This is a genomic window from Ruegeria sp. YTSC003, from assembly GCF_059609785.1.
The window spans coordinates 542,673-560,978 of the sequence record NZ_JBXWMK010000001.1; the positions used below are offsets into that span (position 1 = coordinate 542,673).

Annotated in this window: 15 protein-coding genes; 8 read left to right on the forward strand and 7 right to left on the reverse strand. The window is 58.4% G+C overall.

The window, feature by feature from the left end; translation table 11 throughout:
• Positions 1–9 precede the first annotated feature (9 nt).
• Positions 10–2,292, reverse strand: a complete 2,283-nt coding sequence (locus AC2FFH_RS02710) for an adenosylcobalamin-dependent ribonucleoside-diphosphate reductase (protein WP_496843691.1) — start codon at positions 2,290–2,292, stop codon at positions 10–12.
• Between the two features lie 128 nt (positions 2,293–2,420).
• On the opposite strand from AC2FFH_RS02710, the gene AC2FFH_RS02715 reads away from it, so the two are divergent.
• Positions 2,421–2,852 (forward strand): DUF1489 family protein, encoded by a 432-nt coding sequence (locus AC2FFH_RS02715; protein ID WP_282118950.1) that lies wholly within the window; start codon positions 2,421–2,423, stop codon positions 2,850–2,852.
• Here AC2FFH_RS02715 and hisG read toward each other — a convergent pair whose 3' ends face one another.
• Genes hisG through hisS form a run of 3 tightly spaced genes read right to left on the reverse strand, consistent with a single transcriptional unit; the run spans position 2,853 to position 6,118 of the window.
• The gene (hisG, locus tag AC2FFH_RS02720) at positions 2,853–3,542 is read right to left on the reverse strand and encodes an ATP phosphoribosyltransferase (RefSeq protein ID WP_058275488.1); all 690 of its coding nucleotides are present in this window, start codon (positions 3,540–3,542) and stop codon (positions 2,853–2,855) included.
• A complete protein-coding gene (locus AC2FFH_RS02725; protein WP_496770418.1) occupies positions 3,539–4,627 on the reverse strand; it encodes an ATP phosphoribosyltransferase regulatory subunit in 1,089 nt (362 codons plus the stop codon). Before AC2FFH_RS02725 ends, hisG begins: the two co-directional genes overlap by 4 nt.
• A gap of 3 nt (positions 4,628–4,630) precedes the next feature.
• Entirely contained in the window at positions 4,631–6,118 is a 1,488-nt protein-coding gene (hisS, locus tag AC2FFH_RS02730) for a histidine--tRNA ligase (protein ID WP_496843693.1), read from the reverse strand.
• A 131-nt stretch (positions 6,119–6,249) separates the two neighbouring features.
• Between hisS and AC2FFH_RS02735 the strand changes: the two genes are divergently transcribed.
• On the forward strand, positions 6,250–6,444 hold the full coding sequence (locus AC2FFH_RS02735; protein ID WP_058275721.1) for a SlyX family protein: 195 nt from the start codon (positions 6,250–6,252) through the stop codon (positions 6,442–6,444).
• Positions 6,445–6,448: 4 nt separating this feature from the next.
• On the opposite strand, the gene AC2FFH_RS02740 is transcribed toward AC2FFH_RS02735, so the two are convergent.
• The 3 genes from AC2FFH_RS02740 to dnaE form a co-directional block, all read right to left on the reverse strand.
• Positions 6,449–6,823, reverse strand: a complete 375-nt coding sequence (locus AC2FFH_RS02740) for a hypothetical protein (protein WP_496770424.1) — start codon at positions 6,821–6,823, stop codon at positions 6,449–6,451.
• Positions 6,823–7,041, reverse strand: coding sequence for a YMGG-like glycine zipper-containing protein (locus AC2FFH_RS02745; protein WP_496770417.1), 219 nt, complete (start codon positions 7,039–7,041; stop codon positions 6,823–6,825). Before AC2FFH_RS02745 ends, AC2FFH_RS02740 begins: the two co-directional genes overlap by 1 nt.
• 85 nt (positions 7,042–7,126) lie before the next feature.
• Positions 7,127–10,627 carry a DNA polymerase III subunit alpha gene (dnaE, locus tag AC2FFH_RS02750; RefSeq protein WP_496843694.1) on the reverse strand — a complete coding sequence of 1,167 codons (3,501 nt, stop codon included), beginning with the start codon at positions 10,625–10,627 and terminating at the stop codon, positions 7,127–7,129.
• Between dnaE and AC2FFH_RS02755 the strand changes: the two genes are divergently transcribed.
• The 6 genes from AC2FFH_RS02755 (at position 10,626) to AC2FFH_RS02780 (ending at position 18,303) form a co-directional block, all read left to right on the forward strand.
• Complete coding sequence (locus AC2FFH_RS02755) at positions 10,626–10,769, forward strand: hypothetical protein (RefSeq protein WP_496843695.1); 144 nt, start codon at positions 10,626–10,628, stop codon at positions 10,767–10,769. The genes dnaE and AC2FFH_RS02755 overlap by 2 nt on opposite strands.
• Positions 10,770–10,971: 202 nt before the next feature.
• Positions 10,972–12,333, forward strand: coding sequence for a xanthine dehydrogenase small subunit (gene xdhA / locus AC2FFH_RS02760; protein WP_496843696.1), 1,362 nt, complete (start codon positions 10,972–10,974; stop codon positions 12,331–12,333).
• Positions 12,330–14,732 carry a xanthine dehydrogenase molybdopterin binding subunit gene (gene xdhB / locus AC2FFH_RS02765; protein WP_496843697.1) on the forward strand — a complete coding sequence of 801 codons (2,403 nt, stop codon included), beginning with the start codon at positions 12,330–12,332 and terminating at the stop codon, positions 14,730–14,732. The genes xdhA and xdhB overlap by 4 nt, the downstream gene beginning before the upstream one ends.
• Positions 14,732–15,667, forward strand: a complete 936-nt coding sequence (gene xdhC, locus AC2FFH_RS02770; RefSeq protein WP_496770370.1) for a xanthine dehydrogenase accessory protein XdhC — start codon at positions 14,732–14,734, stop codon at positions 15,665–15,667. The genes xdhB and xdhC overlap by 1 nt, the downstream gene beginning before the upstream one ends.
• Complete coding sequence (locus AC2FFH_RS02775; RefSeq protein WP_496770368.1) at positions 15,664–17,181, forward strand: ABC transporter ATP-binding protein; 1,518 nt, start codon at positions 15,664–15,666, stop codon at positions 17,179–17,181. Before xdhC ends, AC2FFH_RS02775 begins: the two co-directional genes overlap by 4 nt.
• Before the next feature lie 39 nt (positions 17,182–17,220).
• Positions 17,221–18,303, forward strand: coding sequence for an ABC transporter permease (locus AC2FFH_RS02780; protein ID WP_496725549.1), 1,083 nt, complete (start codon positions 17,221–17,223; stop codon positions 18,301–18,303).
• The last annotated feature ends 3 nt before the right edge of the window (positions 18,304–18,306 follow it).

An 18,306-nucleotide genomic window follows, 5' to 3' on the forward strand; every position in this document is an offset into this window, starting at 1 on the left:
TTCACGACATCAGCCACATTTTGAATGACCGCAGCTGCGGCAGGTCATGCAGCCCTCGATCATCACCATGTCGTACTGGCCGCAGGATGGGCAGGCTTTGCCGCGTGGCGCGTCCATGTTGACGACCTGAGCCTGGGGGTCGGATTTGAGCGCCATGCCCTCGCCCTCAAGAAAGCCGATATTGATCATGTGCTGTTCGATCACGCCACCAATTGCGGCCAGGATCGACGGGATATACTTGCCCTGAACCCATGCGCCACCGCGCGGGTCAAACACGGCCTTCAGTTCTTCCACAACAAAAGACACATCCCCACCCCGGCGGAACACGGCCGAGATCATGCGGGTCAGCGCCAGCGTCCAGGCGTAATGCTCCATGTTCTTCGAGTTGATGAACACTTCGAACGGACGACGACGGCCACCAATGACAATATCATTGATCGTCAAGTAGATCGCGTGTTCGCTGTCGGGCCACTTCAACTTATAGGTCGACCCTTCCAGAGATTGTGGGCGATCCAGCGGCTCCGACATGTAGATCACGTCGCCACCGTCAATTTCATGCGGTGCGCTTGCACTTTCACCCGGCGCTTTGTCTTCGCTTTCCGACACGGTCAGGACGGACCCCGTCACATCGTTCGGACGATAGGTCGTGCACCCTTTGCACCCCTGATCCCAGGCCTGCATGTACACATCTTTGAAAGCGTCAAAGCTGATGTCCTCGGGGCAGTTGATCGTCTTCGAGATCGAGCTGTCGATCCATTTCTGCGCCGCGGCCTGCATCTTGACGTGATCGGAGGGGGACAGCGTCTGTGCGTTGACGAAATAGTCTGGCAGCTCTTTGTCGCCAAATTTGTCGCGCCACATCTGCACGGCGTAGTCCACGACCTCTTCTTCAGTGCGCGAGCCATCCTTTTGCAGGACCTTCCGCGTATAGGCATAGGCAAAGACCGGCTCGATCCCTGACGACACATTCCCCGCATAGAGAGAAATTGTCCCCGTCGGCGCGATCGAAGTCAGCAAAGCGTTGCGGATACCGTGTTCGCGGATTGCATCGCGCACGTCATCATCCATCTGCTGCATCGTGCCGCTTTCCAAGTATTTCTCGGCGTCGAACAGAGGGAACGCCCCTTTTTCCTTCGCCAAGTCGACCGACGCCAGATACGCGGCGCGCGCAATCGCTTTCAACCAGAGCTCGGTCTGACGCGCGCCCTCGTCCGATCCATAGCGCAGACCCAGCATCAGCAAGGCATCTGCCAGCCCGGTCACGCCCAGCCCGATACGGCGCTTGGCCTGCGCCTCGGCGGCCTGTTCGGGCAGCGGGAACTTCGACGCGTCGACAACGTTGTCCATCATGCGGACGGCTGTCGCGACCAGCTCTTGCAGGGCAGCCTCATTCAGATGGGCCGCATCTTCGAACGGCTCTGCCACAAGACGGGCAAGGTTGATCGACCCCAACAGACATGCACCATATGGCGGCAACGGCTGCTCGCCACACGGGTTCGTCGCCGCGATGGTTTCGGCATAGCTGAGGTTGTTGGCATTGTTGATCCGGTCGATGAAAATCACACCCGGTTCGGCATAGTCATAGGTGGCCTGCATGATCTTGTTCCACAGATCACGCGCTTGAACGGTGTGGTAAACCTTGTCTTCGAACACCAGCTCCCACGGGCCATCGGCTTTGACAGCTTCCATGAAAGGATCGGTGACCAGCACAGACATGTTGAACATGCGCAGGCGTGCAGGGTCGGACTTAGCCGTGATGAACTGTTCGATATCCGGGTGGTCACAGCGCATGGTCGCCATCATCGCACCCCGGCGCGAACCTGCGGACATGATGGTGCGGCACATCGCGTCCCATACATCCATAAAGCTCAGAGGCCCGGATGCATCCGCCGCGACCCCATGCACATCCGCTCCGCGCGGGCGAATGGTCGAGAAATCATAGCCGATCCCCCCACCCTGCTGCATGGTCAGCGCGGCCTCTTTCAGCATATCGAAGATACCGCCCATGCTGTCCGGCACCGTGCCCATGACAAAGCAGTTAAACAGCGTCACACGTCGCGCAGTGCCTGCGCCAGCGGTGATACGGCCAGCAGGCAGGTATTTGAAATCTTCCAGCGCTTCGAAGAACTTCTGCTCCCAATGCGCCGGGTCTTTTTCGACCTGCGCAAGATCGCGAGCGATACGCCGCCAGCTGTCCTCAACCGTTTGGTCAATGGGCGTGCCATCGGCCTGTTTGAAACGATATTTCATGTCCCAGATCTGCTCGGCGATGGGGGCGGCAAAGCGGCTCATTGGTGATTCCCTGTTCTGAAAGAGGTATCCAGATTATCCCAGATCACACCTTAACCACAACACCTTGATGACAGGCTTTCTTGAGCTACAATGTATAGACGGTCTTGGGACGACTCTGTGGGAAAGCTGTGGATAAGTACATAAACCTCATAAAACTCTCCGTCGGATCGGAAAGCGTCGACACGCTGATGGAATGGCAGGATAGCCGCAAACCGCTTTATGAAGACGGCTTGCCGCGCCACGTCACCCGCATGTGGCCCAAGCGCGAGGCCGAGATTCTGAACGGCGGATCAATCTATTGGGTGATCAAGGGTGTCGTACAGTGCCGCCAGAAGATCCTGCGGCTGGACGAAGTGCGCGGCGAGGACGGTATACGCCGCTGCGCCATCGTGCTGGACCCTGAGGTGCACCGCACACAGAATGCCTTGAAACGCCCGTTCCAAGGGTGGCGATACCTCAAACCGGAAGATACGCCTGCCGATCTTCCCAAAGGACGGGCCGAGGATGATTCTCTGCCCGACGATCTGAATCGCGCGTTGGCGGACATCGGCGTGCTGTAATCAGCTCAGCCGGTCAAGCAATTCGGAAAGAACCTCTTTTTCACCCACACCATAGCTGGCAACCCGACTACGCCACAGCGTGGCCTGTGATTGCAGGATCAGGCCGTCCGACAGGATTTTTAGGTGGTTTGCGCGCAATGTCTCACCTGTCGAGGTGATATCGGCAATCGCCTCGGCGGTTTCGTTCATCACAGTGCCTTCGGTTGCGCCCTGGCTGTCGACCAGAGTGTAATCTGCAACCCCAGCGTCCGTCAGAAACTCGCGCACCAATCGGTGGTATTTGGTCGCAATCCGCAACCGGTGCCCGTGGGTTTTGCGAAACGCTGCCGCCGCAGCATCGAGATCGTCCAGGGTTTCGACATCGACCCAACAGGCAGGGGTCGCAATGATCAGATCCGCTTTGCCGAAGCCCAACTCGGAGACTTCTTCAATCTGCTGTTCCCACCGTGGCAATTTTTCGTGCACCAGATCTGTTCCGGTGACACCCATATGAATGCGGCCAGCTGCCAGTTCGCGGGGGATTTCCCCGGCAGACAGCAGGATCAGCGAGACTCCGTCGATCCCTTCAACCTTACCGGCATATTCGCGGTCTGATCCGCTGCGCGACAATGTGATGCCGCGCTTTTCGAACCACGAAAAGGTCTTATCCATCAATCGGCCCTTCGAGGGCACGCCCAGTTTCAAGCTCATTGCGCGGCCTCCTCGATTTCCAGCATCAGGTCCGGGCGCAGTACGCCGCCAACAGCTGGAATTTCTGCCCCGTTGCCCAGTTGTCGCGTCAGCGCATCGTAACGCCCGCCGGTGGCAATCGGAGGCAAATCGGGGCGACCTTCGGCATAAAACCCAAAGACAAACCCGTCGTAATACTCCATCGACGTACGCCCATAGGCAGCCTCGAAATCCAACCGGCTCACGTCAACACCACGCGCCTGCAGGGCAGCAATTCTTGCCTCGAGCCTGTCCAGCGCCGGGGTGATCTGAGGCAGGTCAACGGCCACATCCCGCAACTGCTCCAAAGCAAAGGGCATGGTTTCCCGAACGGTCAGCAGAGATTCCAGGCCTGCAAGCTCGTTGTCCGAAATTGGCGGCGTCTCACGATCTTCGCGCAACGCGTCGATGCGGGCCTCAATCTCGGCAGCGCGGCGTTTTCCGATCATAGGAACGTCAAACCCCATCGGGTCTGCAGCCTCCAAAAGCATTGTGCGGTGATCCGGCTCGGGCTTTCGTCCGGCGAACCGGTCCAGCAAGACGCGGAACCGACGTGGACGCCACAGGTGGCGCATCAGCGCGGCCTTGCGCCGATCCGTAGTGCGCAGCCCCTGAACAGCCGCCGTCAGGATGCCGATGTCACCGGTTGCCGCGCGCAGGGGCAGCCCCCGCAATTGCAGGGCAAACAGGGAAAACACCTCTGCATCGGCCCCGGCGGGATCATTGCGATCGAAAACTTCATATCCGACCTGAATGTATTCGTTGGATCGATCCGGGTCATGCTCTTGCCGACGAAACACTTCACCTGAATAGGTATAGCGCGCGGGTTCAGCCCCTTCGGTCATGTGCATCTGCACCACCGGAAGGGTGAAATCCGGGCGCAGCATCTGTTCGCCACGCAACGCATCCGAAGTCACGTAAGCACGCGCGCGGATGTCTTCGCCATAAAGGTCCAGCAACGTTTCAGCCGGTTGCAGCAGGGGCGTATCCACAACCTGCGCCCCGGCGGCTTCGAACCGGACACGCATCATCGCGGCGCGGGCCTGTATCTGGGAACGATTGGGCATCGGTCAGTCCTGACTGTCCAGAATCTCGCGCACTTTGGCGACCAGATTACCACGTGACACTTCGAACTGGCTGGGGCGTTCTTTCCATTCCTCGAGCGTGGCGCTTTCGGCAATCTTCGCGCCCAGGATCAGATCCTTGATCTGCACGATCCCATTGGCTTTCTCGTCACCGCCCTCGATCACTGCAATCGGAGAGTTCCGTTTATCCGCATATTTCAGCTGATTACCGAAGTTCTTGGGGTTGCCCAAATAGACCTCGGCCCGAATACCGGCATTGCGCAGTTCCGCCACCATCGCCTGATAGTCGGCCATCCGGTCGCGATCCATAACGGTCACGACTACAGGACCCGTGGCTTGCGCGGCTATCCTGCCTTTTTCGCGCAGGGCAGCCAGCAGACGGTCGACACCGATGGAGACGCCGGTCGCCGGAACTTCCTGCCCGGTGAAGCGTTTGACCAGATCGTCATAGCGACCACCACCCGAGACCGATCCGAATTGCCGCTTGCGGCCTTTCTCATCGAAAATCTCAAAGGTCAGCTCGGCCTCATATACCGGCCCGGTATAATAACCCAGGCCGCGCACGACCGAAGGGTCAATCTCGATCCGGTCCGCGCCGTACCCGCCCGCATCCAACAGGGTTCCGATCTGTTCCAACTCGGCGATCCCATCCGCACCGATCTTGCTGTCGCCTACGGCGGCGCGCAGGTTGGCCAATGTTCCGGCGGTTTCGGCGGCCTTGGAGGTCAGAAACGCGATCACCGGCTCAGCCTGATCCTCGCTGAGGCCAACGCCGTCGATAAACGCGCCAGAGGCGTCCAGACGGCCTTTGGTCAGCAGCTCTCGCACGCCCTGCTCGCCAACTTTGTCGAACTTGTCGATGGTGCGCAGAACGTTGTCGCGGGCAGCGACGTCTTCGCCAAGCCCCATGGCCTCAAGCACGCCATTCAGAACCTTGCGGTTGTTGACCCGCACCAGATAGTCGCCGCGCGGAATGCCCACGGTCTCCAACGTATCAGACAGCATCGCGCAAATCTCGGCGTCTGCGGCCATCGAGGCCGTACCCACCGTATCCGCATCGCATTGATAAAACTGACGATACCGCCCCGGCCCCGGCTTTTCGTTCCGCCAGACCGGCCCCATCGCATAGCGGCGATAAGGCGTTGGCAGATCGTTGCGGTGCTGCGCATAGACGCGGGCCAACGGCGCGGTCAGATCATAACGCAAGGCCATCCAGTCGCCCTTGTCATTCTCGTCGACTTCCTGCCACGCAAAGACGCCTTCATTCGGGCGATCTACGTCGGGCAGGAATTTGCCCAGCGCCTCGACGGTTTCAACCGCGCTGCTTTCCAGGGCGTCAAAACCGTACTGATGATAGACGTCCGCAATAGCCCGCAGCATCTCGGTGCGCTGCGTGACTTCCTGGCCGAAATAGTCGCGGAACCCTTTTGGCGTTACGGCCTTGGGGCGGGGCTGTTTCTTGGGCTTGGCCATGTGGGACGTCCTTGGGAGTTGCCTTGTTCCGCGCGCGGTCTATCCCATGGCCTGCATCGGGGCAAGGCGCGCTTTCGCTGGCCATGCGCTATCCGGGTCGCTATGACCGGCCTAAGACACAGGAGTCCCCCATGCAGCATCTGGAAGAGCAGATCGCCCATCTTGCCCGTACGGTCGAAGACCTCAACTCGGTCGTCACTCGACAACAGGACGAGATTGATCGTTTGACACGCCGTGTCGAAATGCTGATGCGCCGCGAAGGCGAACGGGCGCAGGAAGGCTCGGGCGGGATCGTTTTGGGCGACGAACGCCCGCCACATTATTGATGACTTAGAGCCCCAGCGACTTTTTCACCGCGTTGTCGACCACGCCGCCCAAAAGGGCATCCTTATCCGCGGCGCATCCTTCCGACAGCGCCGCTATGAAGGCTTCGCGCAACTGGGCCTTTTCCTCATCTGTGGCCGCATGTTCTTCGATATTGATCTGACGATTATGAAGAGATAGCGCCGTCATTTTTGCGACTACAGTCACAACAAATTCTTCGTCACCATCCGCCTCTTCAGCTATTGAGGCGCAGGTATAGTGCATCACAGGCAATGCGTCCTGCACCATCTGCTCAGCAGCTTCATCGGCAGATACCACGCACGGAGCCGCTAGAATTGCGGCGCAAGCTGACATTCCAAGTTTTTTAAACTGCATCACCATCACTTCCAGTTATGTCCAATAATGGCTCCGGCCACGCCACCAATTGCGGCGCCTTTTCCATCACCGACAATCGCACCAACACCTGCGCCGATCAGCGCGCCTTCGATGGTCTTCTTTTTCTTCTTGTCGTCCGCCGACGCGACCGAGGCTGCAACCAAAGCCAGCGATGCCGTCGCTCCAAACAAAACTCTTCTGAAATTGAGACCTGCAATTGTCATATCAACACCCTCCTGCGGCATGACCCAAAGACATCTCTGTCGGGTCAGCCTAGCGGGGTGCTAACTGTCTGGCAACAAAGAGAGGTCAGATCTCTTCGACGGACAGAATACCTTCCAGCGATTTTATCGCGCCTTTGATCTGCGGGTTGATCGGAAACTCAGCGCCCAGGTCCATTTCGACATCACCTGGCAGGCTTGGGTCCAGTAACAACAATTGGATCGGTCCGCGCGCCGCGCCTTTGGCGGCAGTTGCGGCATCCTCAAGAACTTTTGCCACGGTTGGCACCGCTTGCGCTGCGTCAACAAAGATACGCAGGCCCGTCGCCCCGGCTTCTGCCACAACGGAATCCGCCGGGCCTACCGAGCGCCCCAGCAGCTTGAGTTGGTCAGCTTCCATCGTCGCCTCGACGGTCAGCACCACCTGTGCTCCGGTTTCCAGATACTCGCGTGACTTTTCGAGCGTTTCTGAAAACAGCGTTACTTCATATGCACCTGTCGGGTCGGACAACTGGGCAAAGGCGAACCGGTTGCCGCGTGCGGACTTTCGCTCTTGCCGTCCGGCAACAACTCCGGCCATTTTAGCGATCAAAGGGCCCGAACGCGCCTTTTCGGTCACTTCGTCCAACGTCAGAACCTGCTTACGCCTTAACGCGGGCATGTAGTCATCCAACGGGTGGCCTGACAAATAGAAACCAATAGCCTTAAATTCTTCGCTCAAACGTTCCGCCGGCAGCCAGTCTGGCGAAGGCGACAGGCGCGGTTCGGGCAGATCGTCTCCGGCTTCACCAAACAACGACACCTGGTTCGAGTTCTTCTGGTCATGGATTGCCGCCGAATATTGCACCAACGGATCGAGACTTTCGAACACGCGACGGCGGTTTTTGTCGAGCTGATCGAAGGCCCCTGCCCGCGCCATCATCTCCAGCGGGCGCTTGCCGACCCTCTTCAGATCAACCTTGCGGGCAAAGTCGAACAGGTTCACGAACGGCTTGCTTTCGCGCCCCGCGACCACAAGGTTCATCGCCTCGACGCCCACGTTCTTTAGTGCCCCCAATGCATAGACAAGATGGCCGTCGACCACATCGAAAGTCGACAGCGAGCGGTTTACGCAAGGCGGCACATAAGGCAATTCCAGCCCTTTGCGCACCTCCTCGAAGTATACAGCCAGCTTGTCGGTCAGGTGGATATCGCAATTCATGACACCGGCCATAAACTCGACCGGGTGGTTCGCCTTAAGCCAGCCTGTCTGGTAACTGACCACGGCATAGGCGGCTGCGTGGGATTTGTTGAAGCCGTAGTTGGCGAATTTTTCCAGCAAGTCGAAGACTTCGCTGGCCTTCTTGGCATCGACTCCATTCTCGCCCGCACCCTTTTCGAATTTCGGGCGCTCGGCATCCATCGCTTCTTTAATTTTCTTACCCATCGCGCGGCGCAGCAGGTCGGCACCACCAAGGCTGTACCCAGCCATAACCTGCGCGATCTGCATCACCTGTTCCTGATAGACGATGATGCCCTGGGTTTCCTCAAGGATATGGTCGATCAAGGGGTGTACGGATTCAATCTTGCGAAGCCCGTTCTTCACCTCGCAATAGGTCGGGATGTTCTCCATCGGACCGGGACGATAGAGCGCCACTAGGGCAACAATATCTTCGATACAGGTCGGCTTCATGCGCTTGAGCGCATCCATCATGCCCGAGGATTCCACCTGAAACACCGCTACCGTCTTGGCCGCGGAATAGAGTTTGTACGTTGCCTCATCATCCAGAGGGATGGCGTTGATCTGGTTCTCGGCCCCGTCGGCAGGCTCATAAAGCTCGGTTCCGTCGGCGGCGACGTGCAATGGACGGTTGGATTTGAAGATCAGATCCATCGCATTCTGGATCACAGTTAGCGTCTTCAGACCAAGAAAGTCGAACTTTACCAGCCCGGCCTGTTCCACCCATTTCATGTTGAACTGAGTGGCCGGCATGTCGGATCGCGGGTCCTGATACAGCGGCACCAGCGCATCCAGCGGGCGGTCTCCGATAACCACTCCCGCCGCGTGGGTCGACGCGTTTCGCAGCAACCCCTCGACCTGCTGGCCATAAGTCAGAAGGCGGTCCACAACCTCTTCGTTGCGCGCCTCTTCGCGCAGACGAGGTTCGTCTTTCAGCGCCTTCTCGATGGAGACGGGTTTGACGCCTTCCACCGGGATCATCTTGGACAGGCGATCCACCTGCCCGTATGGCATCTGCAGAACGCGCCCAATGTCGCGCACGGCAGCTTTCGACAGCAACGCACCAAAGGTGATGATCTGCCCCACCTTGTCGCGGCCATATTTCTGCTGCACGTAACGGATCACCTCTTCGCGGCGATCCATGCAGAAGTCGATATCGAAGTCCGGCATCGAAACCCGTTCCGGGTTCAGGAACCGTTCGAAAAGCAGCGAATAGCGCAGCGGATCAAGGTCAGTAATCGTTAGCGCATAGGCCACCAAAGATCCCGCACCCGAGCCCCGACCCGGCCCGACCGGGATATCGTGATCCTTGGACCACTGAATAAAATCGGCAACAATCAGGAAGTAGCCGGGGAACCCCATGCCTTCGATGATGTCGAGCTCGAAATCCAAGCGTTCCTGATATTCCTCTGGCGTTACTGCGTGCGGGATCACTGCCAGGCGTTTTTGCAAACCATCATTCGCAATACGGCGCAGTTCGGCAACCTCGTCATCAGCGAATTTCGGCAGGATCGGATCGCGGCGATAGGCCATGAACGCGCAGCGCTTGGCAATCTCAACGGTGTTCTCAATTGCCTCAGGCAAGTCGGCGAACAAAGTCGCCATCTCCTGCTGCGACTTGAAATAGTGCTGCGCGGTCAGGCGACGGCGACCTTCTTGCTGATCGACATAGGCCCCCTCCGAGATACAAATCAGCGCATCGTGCGCTTCGTACATATCTGTGGTCGGGAAATAGACGTCATTGGTGGCGACCAGAGGAAGGTTCTTGGCATAGGCCATTTCCACATGGCCACGCTCGGTCAGACGTTCGGCCTCGGGTTGACCGCCCTCACCCGGATGACGCTGGAGTTCGATATAGAGGCGATCGGCGAACATCGCTGACAATCGGTCCACCAAGGCTTCAGCCGCGGGGCGTTGACCCTGTTGCAACAACATCCCAACCGGTCCATCCGGCCCACCGGACAAGCAGATCAACCCTTCAGATCGTTCCGCAAGTTCTTCCAGAGTCACCTGCGGCAACTGCCCACCCTTGTCGACGTAAAGACACGAACTGAGCTTCATCAGGTTCTCATACCCGGCCTCGGACTGGGCAAGCAAAACCACCGGTGCGGGTGTTTTGGGCTTTTCGCCCGGTTGCGCCTGCACATAGGTCAGGTCAACCTGACAACCCATAATCGGCTGCACTCCGGCCCCGCTGGCGGTGACCGAAAACTCCAAAGCCGAGAACATGCTGTTAGTATCCGTCACAGCGACGGCGGGCATATCCATCTTATCACACAAACCGGGCAGCTTTTTCAGCCGCACGGCGCCTTCCAGCAGGGAATATTCGGTGTGAACACGGAGGTGAATGAATCGAGGAGTACTGCTCATGACTGCCACGCTATCCCAGCCGCGCGCCCGGCAAAAGCAGGAACCTTGGCTTTGGATTGCCAAAAAGATGGGCTTTGATTATTCGGCTTTTCCAGAAGGTGCTTCGGAGCCCGACAGTAGCCAAAGACAAAAAATGCTTTAGTTTCAATCAGGTGATCGCTAAACGAAGATAACAATCACGCAGCGTCAGTGCTCAATGGTGTATCACATAGGTAGTTTTTCTTGCCAGACAACCTGCGCTGTTTCTAACATCAGTTGGCAAGCTATCCGCCCGCTACTCTTTCTACGTCGCATCGAAGGGGGGCACGCAAGGGCGCAACCGGGTAAGGCGACGGGTTTCTCGAATGAATATCACGTTTCTTCTGAACGGAGAGACAGTGGAACTGGCGGATGTCGATCCGACAGCGACCCTGCTGGATTGGCTGCGTGAGGATCGCGGCCTGACCGGCACCAAAGAAGGCTGCAACGAAGGCGATTGCGGGGCATGCACTGTCATGGTGACGGATGAAGGTGGCCACAAGGCGCTGAATTCCTGCATCCTGTTTCTGCCTCAACTGCATGGTAAGGCGGTTCGCACGGTCGAAGGCGCCAGTGGCCCCAACGGCGAGGCGCACCCAGCCCAGCAGGCGATGGTGGATCTGCACGGCTCGCAATGTGGCTTCTGTACCCCCGGTTTCGTTATGTCGATGGTGGCCAGTCATGCAAATGGCGCGACGGATCACGACACCCAGCTTGCTGGCAACCTGTGCCGATGCACCGGCTACGCGCCGATCATTCGCGCCGCCAAGGCTGCCGAAGAAGTTCCCGTGCCAGTTTGGGTGAAAGACAAGCCAGTCGCCACGCGGGTCACATCGCAGATGTTGCCGGAGTCTTCGGATGAATTGGCCAAAATCTACGCGGAACACCCGGACGCCACTCTGGTCGCCGGCGCGACGGACGTTGGGCTTTGGGTGACCAAGCAACTGCGTGACCTCGACCCAGTGATTTTTCTGAACCGCTGTGATGATCTGAAAGAGATCACCATCACGGATGACGAGGTTCTGTTCGGCGCGATGGTCGATATGAACCGGATGGGCGAAGCACTGGCGGACCTGCACCCGTCTTACGCCGAAATGATCCGGCGCTACGCCAGCGTTCAGGTGCGGCACGCGGCCACCGTGGGCGGAAATATCGCCAACGGCTCGCCCATCGGAGACAACCCGCCCGCACTGATCGCCCTGGGCGCAACGCTACATCTGCGCAAGGGCGACGAACGTCGCTCGGTCGCATTGGAGGACTTCTTTATCGACTACGGCAAACAAGACCGGACACCTGGCGAGTTTGTCGAATCCGTGAGCTTTCCGCGTCAGGCGGATCGTTTGAAGGCCTACAAACTCAGCAAACGGTTCGATCAGGATATCTCGGCCGTGTGTGGGTGTTTCAACATCTCTGTTTCGGACGGTATGGTTGCTGATGCCCGTATTGCCTTTGGTGGTATGGCTGGCACTCCAAAACGGGCTTCAAATGTCGAAGCCGCGCTGGTTGGCAAGCCATGGACGCATGAGACCGTTCAGTCCGCCATTCCGGCCTTCGACAGTGATTTCACGCCAATGACGGACATGCGCGCATCGGCCAACTATCGGCTGCAGACCGCCAAAGCGCTGCTCGAACGATATTTCCTTGAGGATCAAGGCGAAGTGACAAATGTATTGGAGGTGTCCGCATGAGCGTGACCAAACCCCTCCCCCACGACGCGGCGCCACTGCATGTCGCGGGAACCGCACGCTATGTAGATGACATTCCGACACCCAAAGGATCGTTGCATCTAGCCTTTGGAATTAGCCCGATTGCCAAGGGTAAGATCACCACGATGGACCTGTCGGCGGTGAAGGCAGCTGAAGGTGTCGTCATGGTGATGACAGCCGACGATCTGCCATTTGCCAATGACGTCTCACCGTCGATCCATGATGAACCTCTGCTGTCTGATGGCACGGTGCACTATATCGGGCAGCCCGTTTTCCTCGTCATTGCGACCAGCCACCTTGCCGCGCGGAAAGCGGCGCGTTTGGGCCAGATCGATTATGCCGAAGAGACCCCAATCCTGACGGTTGAAGAGGCGCTTGCCGCAGACAGTCGGTTCGAGGACGGTCCGCGCATCTACGCCAAGGGCGATGCGGATGCGGCCATTGCGGGTTCGGCGCATGTGATCGAAGGTGGATTCGAGCTTGGCGGTCAGGAGCATTTCTATCTGGAAGGTCAGGCTGCACTGGCCGTGCCCAATGAGGGCGCGGATATGTTGGTGCATTCTTCGACCCAGCACCCGACCGAGATTCAGCACAAAGTAGCGGACGCTCTGGGTGTTCCGATGCACGCGGTTCGCGTTGAAACGCGCCGTATGGGCGGCGGCTTTGGCGGCAAGGAAAGTCAGGGCAACGCTTTGGCTGTTTCCTGCGCTATCGCGGCACGTGCAACCGGCAAAGCCTGCAAGATGCGCTATGACCGCGATGATGACATGATCATAACCGGCAAGCGCCACGCGTTCCGGATTGCATATAAGGCCGGATTTGATGAGAACGGCCACATCCAAGGCGTTTCCTTCCTGCATCATGCGATTTGTGGTTGGGCACAGGATCTGTCCCTGCCGGTCGCGGACCGTGCGATGCTGCATTCGGACAATGCCTATCTGTTGCCGAATGCCCGGATCGAAAGCCACCGGCTGAAGACTAACACTCAATCCGCTACCGCCTATCGCGGGTTCGGCGGACCTCAGGGTATGGTCGGGATCGAACGCGTGATGGATCACGCCGCGTATGAACTGGGCATGGACCCGGTCGAATTGCGTCGCCGGAACTACTATGAGCCGGCGCATGTTGTTGCGGATCCCGTGATCGCTGAAAAGCCGCTGGGCCATCCTGACCCGCACGAGGACCTGACCAGCCGAGGCGCGGTTGAGATGGGCAACGCCCCGGTGCGTCCCTTGCCCGCAGGTGGCAATACCACGCCGTACGGGATGGAGGTCAGTGACTTCGAACTGCACGGCATGACTGCCAAGTTGCTGCAATCCAGCGACTACAACACGCGCAAGGCAGCCATCCAGAAGTGGAACGCCGAGAACAGCGTGATCAAGAAAGGCATCGGCTTTTCTCCGGTTAAGTTCGGCATTTCGTTTACGTTGACCCATCTGAACCAGGCGGGCGCGTTGGTGCATGTGTATCAGGACGGCTCGGTCCACCTGAACCACGGCGGCACCGAGATGGGGCAAGGTCTTTTCCAAAAGGTCGCGCAAGTGGCCGCGTCCCGCTTTGGTATTCCGTTGGAGATGGTGAAAATCACCGCGACCGACACCGCCAAGGTGCCGAATACCTCGGCTACGGCCGCGTCCTCGGGCAGTGACCTGAACGGTATGGCGGTCAAAGCGGCCTGCGACACGATCCGCGACCGGATGGCTGACTATCTGGCGCATCGACATCAGGCCGATCCCTCAACGGTGACGTTCTCTGATGGCCACGTCTCGGTCGGCGTAGAGCGCTACACATTCTCAGAAGCAGCTGCGCTGGTTTATCAGGGCCGGGTCAGCCTGTCTGCGACCGGGTTTTATAAGACACCCAAGATCGAGTGGGACCGGATCAAAGGCCGGGGGCGTCCGTTCTTTTATTTCGCCTACGGCGCGTCGATTACCGAAGTCGTGATCGATACACTGACAGGCGAGAACCGCATTTTGCGGACGGATATCCTGCATGATGCAGGCGCGTCGCTGAACCCGGCGCTGGATATTGGGCAGGTCGAAGGCGCATACGTACAGGGTGCGGGATGGCTGACCACGGAAGAACTTGTCTGGGACGGCAAGGGCAATCTGCGCACGCATGCGCCGTCGACCTACAAGATTCCCGCTTGCTCGGATCGGCCTGACGTTTTCAATGTCGCGCTCTGGAGCGGTGAAAACCGCGAGGACACGATCTATCGCTCAAAAGCGGTCGGAGAGCCGCCCTTCATGCTGGGTATTTCCGCGTGGCTTGCCCTGTCGAATGCGGTGGCGGCGTGCGGTGACAGCTACCCGGCACTTGATGCACCCGCCACGGCTGAAGAAGTCTGGAAGGGTGTCCAGCGGGTAAAGGGAGAGACCTGATGGGATTTGATCGAGAGGCTTTGAGGGAGGCGGTCAAAACCCACGGCAAGGTGACCCGGGTGGTTATCGCCGGGATCAAGGGGTCATCCCCCCGTGAAGTTGGCGCTGCAATGCTGGTTTGGGAGGACGGGCAGTCGGGCACAATCGGCGGCGGCACGTTGGAGTATCAGGCGTCTGAAGCAGCCCGATCCCAAGCAGCGCCCATGCGCCAAACGCACCACGCGCTCGGCCCGGATATGGGCCAGTGTTGTGGCGGTGCAGTAACTCTGCTGAGTGAAATCTACGATCTTGCGGCCGTCGACCGGCTGGATGATGCAGTCATTGCGCGCTCGGCTTCGGGCGGTGAGATGCCGCTTTCGGTCAAGCGACTGTTGTCGCAGGCCCGCGGTCAAGGTGTTGCGCCCGAACCGCAGCTGATTGACGGCTGGATGGTCGAACCCGTTCACGAACCGGCGCGCAATCTGTGGATATGGGGTGCCGGTCACGTTGGCCGGGCTCTGGTAGACGTTCTATCCCCATTGCCTGATCTGTCGATCACCTGGGTCGATACCGGGCCTGAGCGTTTTCCCGAAACGGTGCCCGCAGGCGTAACCGTCGTTCCGGCAAGCAAACCGGCCGAGCTGGTTCGCCATGCGCCGCGTGATGCCGAGCACCTTGTGCTTACTTATTCACACAATCTGGACCTGGAACTGTGCAACAGGTTGCTTTTGCATGATTTCCGCTTTGCGGGCCTGATTGGCTCGGCTACGAAATGGGCGCGGTTCCGATCCCGGCTGGCCGCTTTGGGACATGCGCCCGAGCGGATTGGCCGGATTACCTGCCCAATCGGAGATCCAGCCTTGGGCAAACACCCGCAGATGATCGCAGTTGGTGTCGCGGCGCAGATCCTGCGCCCTGCCCGGCAAAACGAAATAAAGAAGGACCTGAGCGCGTGACCACTCCACTTCTAAGCTTACAAGGGCTGACTAAAGCCTATCCCGGCGTCGTGGCCAATGATCAGGTGTCCTTTGACATCGGTGAGGGTGAGGTACACGCCTTGCTTGGCGAAAACGGCGCCGGCAAATCCACGTTGGTCAAAATGATCTACGGTTTGGTAAAGCCCGACAGCGGCACCATGCTGCTGCGCGGACAAGCCTTCGCGCCACCCGAACCCCGTGCCGCACGGGCGGACGGGATCGCGATGGTGTTCCAGCACTTCTCGTTGTTCGACGCATTGAACGTGGCCGAAAACATCGCCTTGGGGATGGAAAACCCGCCTGCCATGGGCGATCTGGCTGCGCGTATTCGCGAAGTTTCGGAAACTTACGGTCTGCCACTGGATCCTTATCGCACTGTCGGTGATCTGTCCGCGGGTGAGCGTCAGCGGGTCGAAATCATCCGCTGTCTGCTGCAGGACCCCAAGCTTCTGATCATGGACGAGCCGACATCGGTTCTGACACCCCAGGAAGTCGATATTCTGTTTGAAACGCTGAACAAATTACGGTCCGAGGGTACCTCGATCCTGTATATCTCGCACAAGTTGGAAGAAATCCGCACGCTGTGCGACCACGCCACGATCCTGCGTTTGGGTAAAAATGTCGGCGAATGCATTCCCGCTGAGACCTCAGCGCGCGACATGGCCGAGATGATGGTGGGTTCGACCCTGCAAACGCCCGAGCGTTCGGGGCGTGAGTTCGGTGAGGTCGCCCTGGATGTCAGCGGTTTGTCAGTTTCATCACCATCTGAATTCGGTACTGCGTTGAAGAATGTCCACATGACCGTCCGCAAGGGCGAGGTTCTGGGCGTTGGCGGTGTCGCTGGCAACGGACAGGACGAATTGCTGGGCGTTCTGTCAGGTGAAATCATCACAGCGCCCGACGCGATTAAGTTCAACGGCCAGCCAATCGGCAAGCTGGGACCGACCGCACGTCGCAAGCTGGGTGTTCTGACCGCTCCGGAAGAGCGGTTGGGACATGCGGCCGCCCCTGACATGAGCCTGACCGAAAACGCGTTGCTGACTGGTTCGGTCCGGGAAGGACTTGAGAACAACGGGTTTCTCAAATGGGCAGAAACCAAGAGCTTCGCGGAAAAGATCATTAGTGCTTTTGACGTCCGAACGCCCGGACCTGAAAACGCTGCGCGATCCTTGTCAGGCGGTAACCTGCAGAAATTCGTCATAGGACGCGAGGTCCTGCAAAACCCTGACGTGCTTGTTGTGAACCAACCAACATGGGGCGTGGATGCAGCCGCCGCGGCGTCCATTCGCCAAGCCATTCTGGATTTGGCGGCAAAAGGCACAGCGGTCATCTGCATATCTCAGGATCTGGATGAGCTGATGGAAATCTCGGACAGCTTTGCGGCGCTCAATGAAGGTCGGCTTAGCGCTCCGCGCACGACCACAGGTCTGACGGTCGACGAAATTGGCCTGATGATGGGCGGCGCGCATGGCATGGAGGTGGCCCATGTCTAAGACATATCAAAAAAGAAGTGAAAACAGGGGGATGAGCGGATGATTGTGTTGGAGAAACGGCCGCAGCCGTCCAAAGCGTGGTCTTACGCGACCCCTTTGGTGGCCGTGTTGGCAACCATGGTTTTCGGCGGCATCCTGTTCGCCATTCTGGGCAAGAACCCGATCCAAGCCATTGGCACCATCTTTTGGGAGCCTTTGTTCGGTGAATTCTCGTTCTACTATCGCCCGCAATTGCTGGTGAAAGGTGCTCCGCTAGTTCTGATCGCAATTGGTCTGTCTTTGGGTTTCCGTGCCGGCATTTGGAATATCGGAGCCGAAGGCCAATACATCATGGGCGCTATCTTTGGCGCAGGTACAGGTCTGGCCTTTTATCCGCTGGATGCCTGGTATGTCTTCCCGATCATGGTGATCGCCGGTGCATTTGGCGGTTGGATATGGGCAATGATTCCGGCCTTCCTGAAGGTGCGCTTTGGTACCAATGAAATCCTTGTCTCACTGATGCTGGTCTATGTGGCCGAGCAGTTTCTGGCCTCTGTTTCGCTGGGGTTGCTGAAAAACCCGGAGGGCCACGGTTTTCCCGGTTCACGCAATTTACAAGCTTACGACAGCGCACATAACGCCGAGCTGATCGCGGGATCGGGTATGCACTTGGGTGTTGTTGCGGCCTTTATTGCGGTAATCTTCGCCTATGTTCTGCTGAACCGACACATGCTGGGTTTTCACATTCGACTGACCGGAGAAGCACCCCGCGCGGCAAAGTTCGCCGGTGTGAACCCCGCACGGTTGATCCTGTTTTGCCTCGGTATGGCTGGTGCTTTGGCCGGATTGGCGGGCATGTTCGAAGTGTCCGGTCCCGCCGGCGTGGTCAGCATCGATTTCAATGTAGGATATGGTTTTACCGCGATCATCGTGGCCTTCTTGGGACGCTTGCATCCGCTGGGCATCTTGCTGGCCGGTGGCCTGATGGCACTGACCTATATCGGCGGCGAGATCGCTCAGTCTCAACTGGGCCTGCCTGCGGCCGCTATTCAGGTGTTTCAGGGAATGTTGCTGTTCTTCCTGCTCGCCTTCGACCTTTTGACCAACTACCGCATCCGTGCGGCCCGTAGCGAGGTAGCCTGAATC

Coding starts and splice junctions, on each gene's coding strand:
- AC2FFH_RS02710 (WP_496843691.1), bottom strand. CDS start 2,292: ATGAGCCGCTTTGCCGCCCCCATCGCCGAGCAGATCTGGGACATGAAA.
- hisG (WP_058275488.1), bottom strand. CDS start 3,542: ATGAGCTTGAAACTGGGCGTGCCCTCGAAGGGCCGATTGATGGATAAG.
- AC2FFH_RS02725 (WP_496770418.1), bottom strand. CDS start 4,627: ATGCCCAATCGTTCCCAGATACAGGCCCGCGCCGCGATGATGCGTGTC.
- hisS (WP_496843693.1), bottom strand. CDS start 6,118: ATGGCCAAGCCCAAGAAACAGCCCCGCCCCAAGGCCGTAACGCCAAAA.
- AC2FFH_RS02735 (WP_058275721.1), top strand. CDS start 6,250: ATGCAGCATCTGGAAGAGCAGATCGCCCATCTTGCCCGTACGGTCGAA.
- AC2FFH_RS02740 (WP_496770424.1), bottom strand. CDS start 6,823: ATGGTGATGCAGTTTAAAAAACTTGGAATGTCAGCTTGCGCCGCAATT.
- AC2FFH_RS02745 (WP_496770417.1), bottom strand. CDS start 7,041: ATGACAATTGCAGGTCTCAATTTCAGAAGAGTTTTGTTTGGAGCGACG.
- AC2FFH_RS02755 (WP_496843695.1), top strand. CDS start 10,626: ATGACTGCCACGCTATCCCAGCCGCGCGCCCGGCAAAAGCAGGAACCT.
- dnaE (WP_496843694.1), bottom strand. CDS start 10,627: ATGAGCAGTACTCCTCGATTCATTCACCTCCGTGTTCACACCGAATAT.
- xdhA (WP_496843696.1), top strand. CDS start 10,972: ATGAATATCACGTTTCTTCTGAACGGAGAGACAGTGGAACTGGCGGAT.
- xdhB (WP_496843697.1), top strand. CDS start 12,330: ATGAGCGTGACCAAACCCCTCCCCCACGACGCGGCGCCACTGCATGTC.
- xdhC (WP_496770370.1), top strand. CDS start 14,732: ATGGGATTTGATCGAGAGGCTTTGAGGGAGGCGGTCAAAACCCACGGC.
- AC2FFH_RS02780 (WP_496725549.1), top strand. CDS start 17,221: ATGATTGTGTTGGAGAAACGGCCGCAGCCGTCCAAAGCGTGGTCTTAC.